The organism is Pedobacter sp. (assembly GCF_046462515.1).
Lineage (GTDB): Bacteria > Bacteroidota > Bacteroidia > Sphingobacteriales > Sphingobacteriaceae > Pedobacter.
In genome coordinates this window covers 707,992-722,381 of record NZ_JBKGVD010000008.1, presented here as the reverse complement: position 1 = coordinate 722,381, position 14,390 = coordinate 707,992, and the positions used below count along the sequence as shown (strand labels likewise).

The following is a 14,390-nucleotide window of genomic DNA, read 5'->3' as shown; positions in this document are numbered from 1 at the left end:
ACTTAAAATTTAATGGATAATTCGGCCCCTATGCTTAAAGGGTTTAAATAAGAATAAGATTTATTGTTTTTCGGATCGTAATAATTGGCTTTTAAATTGAAAACGTTATATGCATTCACTGAAAAACGAATATTGTTTTTCAGTTCTTTAGCTAAACGCATAGAAACATTGGCATAAGAAAAAGGTAATTTAGCCTGTGTTTCAAGGTCTGCTGATCTTGTTAAATGTCCATAATCCGGATTGTTGGGATCAAAGTTATCAATAGGGTAGCGGTTACCATAACTGTCTAAATAAGCTTTAGGATAAGCATTATCGCCTTTTATAAGTTGGTTTTTTAACCATACAAAATCAAAGTACAGGCTAACAACCAATCCTAATTTAGGGATATGCGTATCGCTATTTAATTTATATGTGAACGCTTTATTGATACTCTCGCGTGCATCATATATGGCATACCATGCTTTTTTGTTGGCAAGAATATCAGCATCGCTGGCTTTTGCTATAAGCTCATTGGAGTTATAAAAAGAGCTATAGGTATAGCTACTGTTAAATGAGAAACTGGTTTGTATTGCAGTAATCTTTTTAACGCTTATAAACAATTCAATTCCGTTATTGCTTGAACTCACATTATTTGTAATTACGCTATTAGCTAAGCCTCCTTTTAAAGTATAAGTTCCTGTAGGCTGGTAAACGGGCTTTTGGTTATTGGTAATATTATAAGTATAATCTGGAACCATTATGCCAAAATATTGTGACTGACCAGCAAACCCATTTTTATTATTTTTTAAATAACCGTTTACAGAAGCATTAAATAATGGGTGACTATAACTTAAACCTATTTCTGCCTGATTACTTTGCGATGGTTTTAAGCTTGAATTATCTGGCAAATATTTATAGGTATAAACCAAAAATAAGCTGTTTCTGACATCGCCTGTATAAACATTAAGAATAGGAAGATCAAAATAAGTAGGACCCGGATAACGGTAAGCCATAGTAGGCGCTTTTGTAGCTATACCGTAAGCAGCATTAAAGCTAAGATTTTTACTAATCGAATAGTTGGCATTGATACGAGGCTGTAAAGTACCATATCCATTTTGAATATCATAACGTAAACCTGCATTAAACCTTAAATTTCTATTAAATACCTTGATATTAAAACGGTCTTCAAGATAAATGCCCGAATTGATTAGATCTGGAAGTAATTCAAAATCATAAGGCCGTTCATTTTTATAACCCTGGCTAATAAAGCGAGGTCTTTCAGGGTCAAACAATACGCCTTTGCCTTTATTAGAGGCAATGGATATACTCGCACCATAAGAAAGGATATGTTTAATTTCTCCTACATTGAAATGACTGGAGAAACTGATATTACCATTAAAGTTTTTAGGTTTTCCTACAACCTGATCAACAGCAAGATAATTGCCCGGTAAATAATAACCTTCATAAACACCTGTGGTATCTTTATTGGCCATGGGTTTTACATTACCATTTAAATACCATTGACTATAACTGTCTTGAAAACCCATATCCAAGCCGGCATTAAGGCTGATACTTTTAATAACCTTACTGTTCAATTGCCACGATAAGCGGTTGGAAATAGCAAAACGTCTGTTTTTAGAATAGGCCATCTTCTCGGTTCCATCGTCTGGATCTCTTTTGGCATCATCCAATTTTTCACTATAATCTAAGGAAATGGTATTTTTTATGTGATGATTAAAATAAATGGTATGCATTATTCCACCAGAAACACGATTGTATTTTTTCATATTATCGCGTGGATCATCATTGCTCACTAAGTAATTGATATTGGTATTTAAAAAACCATATTTTTCAGGGAGCTTAAAACCTTTAGTTAAAGAGAAATTGGTAGAACCATTGTTAATGCGTGTATTAAACATAAATGGGGTTTTACCAGCCTGACGGTTAATGATAATAGCACCATCCGTTAAATCTCCATATTGAGCAGGAGCCACTCCTGAAATTACTTCTATGCTTTCAATATTGTCTGCAGGAATTTCCCTAAGATCCAGTCCGCCAAAAGTTACATCGTAACCTACATTATTGGTTCGGTCTGTAATGGTAGAGTTACCTAAACCATAAGTACCCACGTTCTTAGCCTGCATATTGGCATTATTGTTTTGTGCTAAACCATCTATAATAATGGCTATGCCCATTGCATTATTATTAGCTGCATTTCCAGACGCCTCACTTCTTAGGGTTAAATTTTTCGGACTTTGCAAATCAACAGGGCTGTACAGCTTGCCTGGTAATCCGTTTAATATGTCTGCTAAACTAAAAGCCTGAGCTTGTTCTATGGCTTGTCTGTCAAATAAAACAGATGAGTTAGAAAGATTAGTTGTTTTTTGTACAGCAGAGACCTGAACCTCATTTAAACTCAAGTTCAAATCCAGTAGCGTTATGGGAACATAAAATTTTTGGGTTACACTACCAACACTTATAGTTTTATCAAACTTTTCTTTACCCACCATGTTGGCTTGTAATTTGAAAGATTTGATTTCTTTAGCATCAATAATGAAAGAAAACAATCCACCTTTATCCGTATAAGTAATTCTATCAAAATCTGGCAATCTTACGGTTACATATTCTAAAGGCACTTGCTTATGATCTGTAATCTTACCCTGAATGCTAATTTGGGCAAGAATTGCATGACTGTTTAAGACGAAAAATAAAAAGTATAAGTATTTATTCAATTTAGACTAATTATAAACAAGTGACAAAATTGAAGAAAATAGTTTGTTAAAACAAATTATTTAGACTAATTCTAATTAACTTGACTGAGTTTCTTACTTAATACTTGAAAACGCCAGAATAAGAGAATAGAAGCAGCAAGCAGGCCAAAAGTTAAACCATACCATATACCTTTTACACCAACACCATGATAAATACCTACATAATAACCCAAAGGAATGCCAACTACCCAATAAGATAAAAACGTAATGAAAGTGGGAATATTTACATCGCCAATACCACGTAATACGCCTAAACCTACCACTTGTGTACCATCAAACAGTTGGAAAAAGCCTGCAATGATCAAAAGCTGTGCGGCAAGGCCTACTACCATTTTATCATCGGTAAAAATGTAAGGTAAAAATTGGTTAGCACCTATAAATAAAATGGCTGTAAAACCCATAAATAAAAGCACCACATGGTAACTGGCTATGGCCGAGTAGCGTAGGTCAGTAAATTTTTTACCTCCGTAATTGTGGCCTGTTTTGATGGTTGCTGCAGATGCAATACCGCTTGCCAGCATATAGGTGAATGCAGCTAAGGATAAAGCTGTAAAATGTGAGGCCTGCTCAACTTTTCCTATAGTACCAATCATGATACCAGCACCACTAAATGCACTGATCTCAAAAGAATATTGCATGGCAACAGGAGCACCTAGTTTAATGATTTCTTTTATTTTTTTGAAATTGATCGCCTTAAATTCAAAGTAACCTAAGTAAGGAATAAAGCGTTTTGAATTAAATACATAGCTACCCATAGCTATAGCCATGGCTACACGATCTATTAGAGTGGCATAACCTACACCTCTAACGCCCATGGGCTCAATGCCAAACATACCTTTTACAAAAACAATCCCGAAAATAATATTTACAATATTACCCCATATAGAAATAGACATGGCCTGTTTGGTAAAGCCCAGACCCTCAGTAAACTGTTTAAACGATTGGAAAATCATTAAAGGGATAATAGAAACTCCCATTAACCTTAGGTAAGGTTTAGCATGCTCAACTACATCGGCAGACTGTCCTAAATGATTAATTAGCGTAAAAGAGACCAGATAAACCAGCGCCACTAAAATGATAGCAAAAATAAAATTGATTAAAATACTGTTTGCCAAAAGCCTGCCGCACTTTCCATAATCTTTACTTCCATTTGCCTGTGCTATTAAAGGTGTTAAGCCGTATGAAATACCCAAGCCCAAAACCAGTATGAGCATAAAAAGGCTGTTTACCAGAGAAACAGCGGCCAGTTGTACCGTTCCGGCAAAATGGCCTACAATAATACCATCGGCCATATGTACAAGAGTGTGTCCCAGTTGCGATACTACAATAGGAAGCGCGAGTTTTAGGTTTTCGTTATAATAAGGTTTGTATTTCTGGAATGAATAGCTAAGCATAAGCCTGCAAAAATCGTAATTTTAACCCAGATATCACGATAATTTTAATCGCTCAGGGTAAAATACTCTTCTTTTTCAGAAATATGTGGGCTTATACTTCCCATCAAAATGAGGTTAACGATTGTTTTTTGTGCATTTTTATAAGAACTTCTTGTAAGCTTTGCTAGCTCTTTTAAAGTAGCGCGGTGGCGATCTTTAAGGTGCTGCAAAAAGATTTTCTCCTGATTGGTATAGTTCAATAAATTGCTTTCTAATTTTTCTTTCTTAAGCACATCTACCAGAATTTTACTGGCCAGCATGCTTTTATCTTTTACTCTGAAATATACCCACCATTTTTGGTTATCATCTAAAGCGTAATGAGGCTTGGTATCACTTTGTTTGATTTTTGCAACCAATACAATTTTATGATCTACATATACCTCTTCAAACTCGGGTTCTATGGCGGGTTTACAGTAAACATGTGCCGCTTTGGTAATCATAAAGCGTTCTTCTTCTTCTGATTTTACACCTTTAACAGAACCATCATCGGCCACACCGATCAATAACATGCCACCCTGATTATTGGCAAAAGCAACCAGTGTTTTGGCAATTTTTTCGCAGCTGCTAATGGTTTTCTTGAAATCAACACTTGCGTTTTCACCTTCTAATATGAGCTTTCTGATGTTCATTAAATAGCTACGCGTTTGTTTTCGTTTGGATATTTATTTCTTAAATAAACCTCGTTCATAACTGTGGCACAAAGTTCACCCTGTTTGTTGTAAAGTTCCATAGGATAGGCTTTTACAAATTTTCCAGTTTCTGTAAGCGCTTTTTCGGCTTCCGCTATCATTTCATCTGTAATGGTAATGGTGAAGTACAATGCAGACATACCTGGCTTAATGTATTGTATAGAGGCACTTTTTAGCCACACCCTACATTTGTAACCCTTTCTTTGCATAAGCTGATCAAACAGAATGGCATAAAAGGGATCTGTGGCAGCATAGATAGTGCCGCCAAATATAGAGCCATTGTAATTCCTGTTTAAAAAGCTGTTGCTGATCTTTACATCAACTCCTCTAAAACCTTTATGAAATTTTCTAACCCAAATGCGTTGAAAAAGCAAAGGAGGATATAAACTTAACGCCCATTTAAGCGTTCTTTCAGATACCATCATGATGTTTAAATATCTGTAATTAAATTTAAGTTTTAAAAAACTGAAGTTAATTTTTAATTAATTTACGGTTAGCTGATAGAATTTAGATTAGGATAGTATGCTGGCTTAATTATCGGTTGTTCAATAACTTAAAATAACTTTAACATCAATAAAAACTATTAAAAAAGAGATAAAAAGAATATATTTATATGATGTTTGATAGCTTATGTTGCTGATATAGCATATCACTTTGTTATCTGTATTTCATGTAAAAAAATTATATGTCCTATAAAAAAGCTCAGAAAGAAGATGTTGCCTATATTTTGAATATACTGTCAACCATATATCCTATAAGCGAGGAACTTTCGGCTGCTTTTCATGAGAGAACAGTATTTTTGAAGCTCCCCAAAAACGAAGTGCTGTTAAATATAGGTGAGCGGTGCCAGTATATGTATTTCATCAAAAAAGGAGCTTTGATGGGGCAGACTATTCATAAGAAAAAACAGATTGTTACTTATATTTCGATTGATAATGAATTTGTGAGCTCCATTTCTGGTCTGCATGGTATAGTACCTTCACAAGAATCTATTATTGCGGTAGAAGATTCTGAACTGATAGCCATACATAATGATGATTTACAAGTATTGTTTCTTCAGTACTTTGATATGAACTTTCTCTTTAGGGTAATGGTAGAGAAATATTACCGCGATGCGCAGGAGCGAACCCATATTATTCGTGTAGGCAATGCTAAAGAACGTTACCTGTATTTTGTAAACACCAAGCCCGGTTACATAGAAAGATTACCACTGCATTTGGTAGCATCTATGCTGGATATGAAATTACCTACTTTATTAAAAGTACAAAAGCAACATCAGCTTTCTTTGCAAAAAGATAAAGAAACGGAAGAATGGTGCCGTAAAATAGAAGATTATATCATTAGTCAAGAGGCGTTCAGGTATCCGGATTTGAGTATGAAACACATGGCATCAGAACTATCCATTAGCGTACATAAGCTTTCGTCTATATTTAATAACACTTATCAACTTACCTTTTCAGAATTTGTGAATAGTTATCGTATTAAAAGCATTCAGAATGATATGGTAGATAAAGATATTATGCACAATTATACAATTGAAGCTTTGGCCAAAAAATCGGGTTTTGCAACACGAAGTGCTTTTTATAATGCTTTTAAAAAAGCGGTTGGTATCACACCTGTAGAATATCGGGACTCATTGTAATTTACTTTTTTGTCCAGTTTTATAAAACTGGACAAAGTTGTACGCTTAAAATTTATGGGCAATAAATGTGCGGTTTAACTTTGTGGTTAACCAAACTAAATTGTTTATAGATGAAAATAAATTTCTACTTCAAGCTTTTATTTTTTTTAACATCTTTTTTAAGTATAGGTACTGCCTTTGCCCAGTCCTCCTTAAATTTCGACGGTGTAAACGATTATGTACGTATTCCAAATGTTGTTTCAACAGCATCAGCCTTTACCATAGAATTTTGGATGAAGACTACGCAAACCGGTGTAAGTGGAACCCAGTGGTATAATGGTATCGGTTTGGTAGATGCAGAAATGGGCGGCGTAGCCAATGATTTCGGTATTTCATTGGTAGGTGCTAAAATAGCCTTTGGCATTGGCAATACCGATAAAACCATTTTTTCTAGCTCCAATGTAAATACAGGCAGTTGGGTGCACGTGGCCGCTGTGTGGAATGCGAATGCTGCCACTATGAAGTTGTATATTAACGGAGTATTGGAAGCTTCGGCCATAAGCGATGTACCCCAAGCCCAAAGAAATGCTCCCCCTGCAATTACCCTTGGTGCTATCAACACCCTTAACAATTATTACAACGGCAGTATAGACGAGCTCCGTATCTGGAATGTTGCTCTTGCACAACCTCAGGATAATATCAATTGCCCTCTTAGTATCGCCACGGGTTTGGTGGCTTATTACAGTTTTAACGATGGAACGGCAAACGGTAATAATACAATTGTTACCAAAATTGCTGACGGCACTGGTAATAATAACATTGGAACGTTAAACAATTTTACCTTAACAGGAAGCACATCCAATTTTACCGATAATGTAGTTTATCCTGCAACTGCTGTAAGCATCACCTCAAATACCACCAATCCTTATAACAATTACAATATTATTTTTACGGCTACCGCAGTAGCTGTGGGTTCAGATTGTACCTATCAATGGTACAAAAATGGCAGTCCCATTACCAATGCAACCAATGCTGTTTATGCTTCTGCTACTTTGGTAAATAACGACCAGATTTATTGTATTATCCGTTCTTCAACCGCTTGTTCTGCAGCGGCAGATTATCAAAGCAATACCATTACGTTACATAATGCAGCGGCTGTAAAATGGTATGTAAAAGCAGGGGCAACAGGTGGTGGAACTTCTTGGATAGATGCAGGCGATTTGCAAACTGTTATCAACAACGCCAATGGCAACGGCAATGAGCTTGCGGGCGATAGCATTTTTGTAGCCGCCGGAACTTATACATCTGCTGCCAGTTACAGTATGAAAGAAGGTGTGAAAATCTTCGGTGGCTTTCCTGCTGTGGGTAACCCCACATGGGCAAACCGTGATTATATAAACAATGTAACTGTGTTAAAAGGTAGTAACGGCAATCGTGTAATGCATAATAATAACAACGGGCTTACCAACGCCGCCCTGTTAGATGGTTTTACTATTCGGGATGGAGATATTAGTTATATAGGTTATTCTGCCGATTGGTTGGATTCAGGAGCGGGTATGCGTAACGATAATGTATCACCTACTGTACGCAATTGTATTTTTACCAACAATAAAGCAGCAGGAAATGGGGCGGGTGTATTCAATACCGGAGGTACACCCTTGTTTGTCAATTGTACATTCTCAGCCAATATATGTTCGTACCAAATAAATTCGAATGATGTGGGCGGTGGCGGAATGGCGAATAGAAACAGTATGCCTACTCTTATCAACTGTACTTTCTCCGATAACAGAAATTACTCTTCTTTTTCATCAGGCAATTCCGGTGGCGGAGGAGGCGCATTATACAATTATCATTCTGATGCGGTGGTTACTAATTGTACTTTTGCTGATAACACCGCTGGGTCTATGGGCGGTGCTGTTTATAACAGGGCGGCAAGTCCCGTATTTACGAACTGCCGTTTTTTGAATAATTATGGATATGAAGGTGGAGCGTTGCGCAATATAGAGGGCGGCGCCCTCGACCCCGGATATTCAAACCCGGTATATGCCAGCTGTGTGTTTGCTAATAATCGAGCCGCTACCGGAGGAGCTGTCTATAGTAGTGCAACGCTTAGTTCTCGTGGTATTGCTGTGTTTAGCAATTGCATATTTTATGGCAATACTACGCCCGATGCCAGCGGAGGTTGGGGCAGGGGTGGCGCTCTTTATAGCTCCCATGCCACCCATAAATTGATCAACTGTGTAATTACCTATAATACGGCAGCTGCCGATGCCGCAGTTATTTTTGGTCTTGCTGCAACAACCGATATCCGTAATACCGTAATAACCGGCAATAATGGTGGCGTTGTTTGTATGAACGATGGAGGAGGTAATACCTTAAATATTTACAATAGCTTGGTTCAAAGCTATACGCCCGGTAACAGTTCCAATACTAATAATGCGCTAGTATATTTATCTGCAGAAAATAATATTGAGAATACTACCAATCCACAGTTCGTAAATCTAGCCAATCCGGCAGGAGCTGATGGTATATGGGGAACCGCAGATGATGGTTTACAATTACAAGCCTGTTCGCCTTTGGTTGGCGCCGGAAATAATAGCTATATTACCGGAACTACCGATATAAGAGGTAATCAGCGTATTTATGGCAACACGGTAGATATTGGCGCTTATGAAAGTACCTACAATCAAAAAATAATCGTTAGTACAATGCAAACCAACAGCTGTTATGGCAGTGCTAATGGAAGTGCAACGGTAACAGTAAGCGGTGGCACACAACCCTATACCTATACATGGAGCAACGGCAGCGACAGCACCAAAGCGGTAAATTTAGCGGCAGGCAATTATAGCTGTATCATTACCGATGCCAATGGTTGCTCCCTTACCAAACACTTTACCATTACCGAACCTGCATCGGCCATGGTAGTGGATGCTACACAAACCAACGTGAGCTGCTATGGCAATGCTAATGGAACTGCAACGGTAACAGCAAGTGGTGGCACACAACCCTACACCTATACATGGAGCAATGGTGCAAGTGTTGATAAAATAACAGGTTTGACATCAGGTAACTATACTTGTGTTATCACCGATGCTGGTGGTTGCTCCATTACCAAAAGCTTTACTATTACCGAACCTGCATCGGCCCTGGTAGTGGATGCTGCACAAACCAACGTGAGCTGCTATGGCAATACTAATGGAACTGCAACGGTAACAGTAAGCGGTGGCACACAACCCTATACCTATACATGGAGCAACGGTAGCGACAGCACTAAAGCAGTAAACCTCACCGCAGGTAATTATATTTGTACCATTATCGATAAAAATGGCTGTGCGGCGGTTAAAACATTTACCATTACCCAACCCGATGAACTTGCGGCAGTTACCTCGCAGCAAAACGTTACTTGTAATGGCGGTAATAACGGCAGCGCAGCCATAACCGCCGTAAATGGTGGTACAGCACCTTATACATATAATTGGAGCAACGGTGCAACCACTGCAATCATTTCGGGCTTAGTAGCTGGTACCTATACCTGTACCATTACCGATGGTGTTGGCTGCTCTCTTGTTAAAACATTTACCATTACCCAGTCCGATGCGCTTACAACTTATATCGCTTCGCAAACTGTTGTAGGCAGTAAAACGGTAACCATTGGTGTAACAGGCGGTACACCGCCTTATACATATAACTGGGATAATGGCGCAACAACGGCCACCATTTCCGGATTAACTGCTGGTACTTATACCTGTACCATTACCGATGCCAACCATTGCGCTTCCGTACAGCAGTCGGTTACGGTTACGGAGCTGCCTGCAAACGCCACAACATTGTATGTAGACAGCAGTAGTGTTAATTTTGGGAGTGGCGGCAGTTGGGCTGATGCCGTAAAAACCCTAAGTGATGCTCTTATCATTGCCAGGCAGAACAGTAATATCACTACCATATTGGTGGCCAAAGGCACTTATTATCCTACAGGTTCGCAAAGCGGAACGGATAGAAACATTAGCTTTCTTATCCCACAGCGCGGTGGTATAAAAATATATGGTGGCTTCGCTCCGGGCGGTGTAGGAGGCTGGGCGGCTCGTACATTTCCATCCTCAGGAGGGATAGGGGGCTCTGTCCTCTCTGCCGACATTGGCAATGCCAACAGCAACACCGACAACAGCTACCACGTTATGGTGATTGCCGGTACAAGCGCTATGGCAGATAGTACGGTAATTGACGGCTTTACCATCACCAATGCCAATGGCAGTATTGGCAGTAGTTATTTGTACAATGGTATTTCCGTAATGGCAAATACCGGCGGTGGTATGGCGTTGTATAGTAACAATAACAAAACGCTTATCCGTAATTGTTCGTTCAAAAATAATATCTCTAACCAAGGTGCAGGGCTGTTTATTTTGGTGGCATCACCTGTGATACAAAACTGTTTTATACAAGGCAACATGGCAACCGACAATGGGGGTGCTATGAGCAGCTTCAGTTCATCAATGCCAATCTGCATTAATGTGCTGATGACAGGTAACAAAGCCAGTTACGGCGGTGCCATATTTGCTCATAACAGTAACAATACGCTCATCAACTGTACCGTTGCTGGTAATTATGCCATTGCCAACGGTGGTGGTATAAATAATAAGGGCAGTGCCAATACTACTATTAAAAACAGCATTGTATATGGCAATGTTGCCGCAGGTAATTTGCCCAATATCCGTAATGAAGAGGGGGGAAGTGCTAATCTGGCATATTCGTTAATTGAAAACAGTACGGGTACATGGCAATCTTCTTTTGGAACAGATAACGGCAGTAATACTTTTCTTAACCCTTATTTTGTAAACGCGGTTACCACTACCAACCAAAATACGCCTAATACCACAGGCGATTACAGTTTACAATCTATGAGCAATGCCGTTGGAGCCGGCAATAATAATTTTGTTCCTATGAATATTGTTACCGACATTGTTAATGTTGTACGTATTCAGCAAAACAGGGTAGATATAGGCGCTTATGAAAGCCCGTATATCCGTTGCGGCATTGTGATTACGGTGGTATCACTCAATAATGTAAGTTGTAATGGAGGAAATAATGGCTCGGTAACCATAAGTGCAAGCGGTGGCAGCGGTACTTATCAGTATAGTTGGACAAACGGTGCAACGGGAGCAACGGCAACAGGTTTGGCAGCAGGTGATTATACTTGTACCATCATTGATACGGGGAGCGGCTGTGTAACAGATATCACCGTTACTATTGCCCAACCTGATGAGCTTACAGCAAGCACTACACAGCAAAATATCAACTGTTATGGTAATAATAGCGGTAGTGCAACAGTTACGCCAAGCGGTGGTACTGCACCCTATACATACAGTTGGAGCAATGGTGCAACCAATGCCACAATCTCTAACCTTTTACCGGGCAATTATACCTGCACCATAACTGATAGTAAGGGTTGCAACATCATGAAGACATTTACCATTACACAGCCAGATGTACTTACGGTGCATATTGTTTCGCAAACTCCTGTAGTAAGTGGTGCAGATGCTACCGCCACCTTATCTGTAACAGGTGGTACACCACCTTATGCCTATAGCTGGGATAATGGCGCAACAACTGCTACCGCTACGGGCTTGAGCGCCAGGGTTTATACCTGTACCGTTACCGATGCAAATCATTGTGCTGCTGTTAATCAGTCGGTTACTATTACAGGGCTGCCTGCAAATACCACAACATTGTATGTAGATAGTAGCGCAATTAATTCGGGCAATGGCAGCGATTGGGCAAGCTCCTTAAAAACGTTAAGCGATGCGCTCATAATTGCCAATCAGAATAACAATATCAGTAGTATATTGGTAGCCAAAGGTACTTATTACCCCACAGGTTTGCAAAGCGGTACAAATAGAAATGCCACTTTTCTTATTCCACAACGTGGCATAAAAATTTACGGTGGTTTTCCATCGGGCGGGGGAACATTTTCACAAAGGGAACTTCTCACATCTGGAGGTTCTATATTGAGTGGAGATATCGGAACTAACAACGATAAAAACGACAATAGCTACCATATAATGGTAATTGCTAATATGGATAACACCCGAGACAGTGTGGTGGTTGATGGTTTTACCATAACGCAGGGTAACGCAAACGGTGGAGATAGTGATACCTACAATACCATCAGCATGTTGCAGAGCGAAGGTGGCGGGATATATCTAAACAGCAATAGTAGCAGTAAAATTTCCATAAGGAATTGTACATTCTCTAATAATAACGGGGCTAATTATGCCGGTGGTATGTACAACTGGCAATCGTCGCCTGCAGTTAGCAATTGCAGTTTCTCCAATAACACTTCGGACAATGGGGGCGGTATAATGAACTTTAACGGTGCTGCTCCCGTAATTAACAATTGCACTTTTACCGGTAATACCGCTAATAACCTTGGAGGTGGCATGATGAATCTTAATGGTGCTGCGCCTGTTATTACCAATTGCCTGTTTGTTGCTAACCATGTTGATAATAACATAGGTGGTGGTATGTACAACACAGATGCAAATCCTGTTATCAGCCATAGCCGGTTTGAAAATAATAGTGCTGGTATGGGCGGTGGAATGGCTAATGATAACAATGCTTCGCCTGTGGTTACCAATTGTGTTTTTGCAGGTAATATTGCATTTTGGGGCTTTGGAGGTACAGGTGGAGGTGGTTTATTAAATATGGGTAGTGCACCAATTATAACCAACACCCTGTTTACAGGTAATGTAAGTCCCCGTTACGGCGGTGGTATGTGTAATTATTTTGCATCGCCTGTTATTACCAACTGTACATTTTCCGGAAACAAGGTAGATGATAATACGGGCGGCGGTATATATAATGGATTTGCTTCTTCGCCCAAAATAACCAATTGTATTATGTACGGTAATAATATTGATATGATAACCACAGGTGTTGGCAGTAATCCAACCGTAGCGTACAGCATCATGCAAAGCAGTTACAGTGGTATGGGCAACAGCACCGTTAATCCACAGTTTTTAAACGCACCCGATTATACTACTGCTCCGTTTATAGGTGGCGATTACCACTTGCAGATAAGCAGCCCGGCCATTAATGCAGGCAAGCCTGATATAACAGGGCTGAACCTCCCAAATACCGATTTAGCAGGCAATCCTCGTGTGCAAAATGGCAGGATAGATATGGGAGTATATGAATATGTAGAGGGAACATTGCCAGTTACGCTTATCCGTTTTACTGTAAAAGCCGATGGTAATCATGCCAAACTGCAATGGCAAACCAATAATGAAATTAATAATAAGCAGTTCATAATTTACAGGAGAAGTGAAGATGGGGAGTTTATGAAAATAGGAGATGTTTTAGCTTCTTCTATCTTAAATTTCTCATCTCAGATTTATGATTACACAGACAAAAGTCCCTTTAATGGTATCAATTATTACAAATTGGTACAAGTAGATAACGATGGTAGGCCAGCAGAACTCGGCATAAGAAGCTTGACTTTCAGGTTTGCTGCCCATAACTTTCAGGTTTATCCTAATCCTACCACAGATTGGGTTACAGTTAGTTTTACCTCAGGTTATTTTAGCATGTTGCAAATAATTGATGTAACAGGAAAAGTGTTGCAGCAATGGAGTGTCAACAATAAGGAAGACAGCAAAATACTGTCACTGGGCCGATATCAGGCGGGTACTTATATCATCCGCCTTAGCGGAAAAGGTATAAATGAAACTCAAAAAGTTGTGAAGAAATAATTCAAAAAAAATATTCGTACCATTAAGCCATCCTAATCAATCAATAGGTGGCTTTTTGATAAGTTCATACCAATAAAGTCAACTATCTTTTGTCTCTTTAGCTTTAAAATACTTATACTATAATATAAATAAGTCTGGGCATTTTGTGGCGA

At 39.1% G+C, this 14,390-nt stretch carries 6 protein-coding genes; 2 read left to right on the top strand and 4 right to left on the bottom strand.

Features of this window, described 5'->3' with window-relative positions; translation table 11 throughout:
• Positions 1 to 2 precede the first annotated feature (2 nt).
• The 4 genes from ACLHG9_RS11135 to ACLHG9_RS11120 form a co-directional block, all read right to left on the bottom strand.
• Positions 3 to 2,711, bottom strand: coding sequence for a TonB-dependent receptor plug domain-containing protein (locus ACLHG9_RS11135; RefSeq protein WP_410221560.1), 2,709 nt, complete (start codon positions 2,709 to 2,711; stop codon positions 3 to 5).
• Positions 2,712 to 2,782: 71 nt separating this feature from the next.
• Positions 2,783 to 4,144: an MATE family efflux transporter gene (locus ACLHG9_RS11130; RefSeq protein WP_410221559.1), complete on the bottom strand. Its 1,362-nt coding sequence runs from the start codon at positions 4,142 to 4,144 to the stop codon at positions 2,783 to 2,785.
• Between the two features lie 44 nt (positions 4,145 to 4,188).
• The gene (locus ACLHG9_RS11125) at positions 4,189 to 4,812 is read right to left on the bottom strand and encodes a helix-turn-helix domain-containing protein (protein ID WP_410221558.1); all 624 of its coding nucleotides are present in this window, start codon (positions 4,810 to 4,812) and stop codon (positions 4,189 to 4,191) included.
• Positions 4,812 to 5,297: a DUF4442 domain-containing protein gene (locus tag ACLHG9_RS11120; RefSeq protein ID WP_410221557.1), complete on the bottom strand. Its 486-nt coding sequence runs from the start codon at positions 5,295 to 5,297 to the stop codon at positions 4,812 to 4,814. The genes ACLHG9_RS11125 and ACLHG9_RS11120 overlap by 1 nt, the downstream gene beginning before the upstream one ends.
• A 260-nt stretch (positions 5,298 to 5,557) precedes the next feature.
• Here ACLHG9_RS11120 and ACLHG9_RS11115 point away from each other — a divergent pair, with 260 nt between their 5' ends.
• Both ACLHG9_RS11115 and ACLHG9_RS11110 read left to right on the top strand, forming a co-directional pair.
• Positions 5,558 to 6,514 (top strand): helix-turn-helix domain-containing protein, encoded by a 957-nt coding sequence (locus tag ACLHG9_RS11115; RefSeq protein WP_410221556.1) that lies wholly within the window; start codon positions 5,558 to 5,560, stop codon positions 6,512 to 6,514.
• A gap of 110 nt (positions 6,515 to 6,624) precedes the next feature.
• Positions 6,625 to 14,238: a choice-of-anchor Q domain-containing protein gene (locus ACLHG9_RS11110; RefSeq protein ID WP_410221555.1), complete on the top strand. Its 7,614-nt coding sequence runs from the start codon at positions 6,625 to 6,627 to the stop codon at positions 14,236 to 14,238.
• The last annotated feature ends 152 nt before the right edge of the window (positions 14,239 to 14,390 follow it).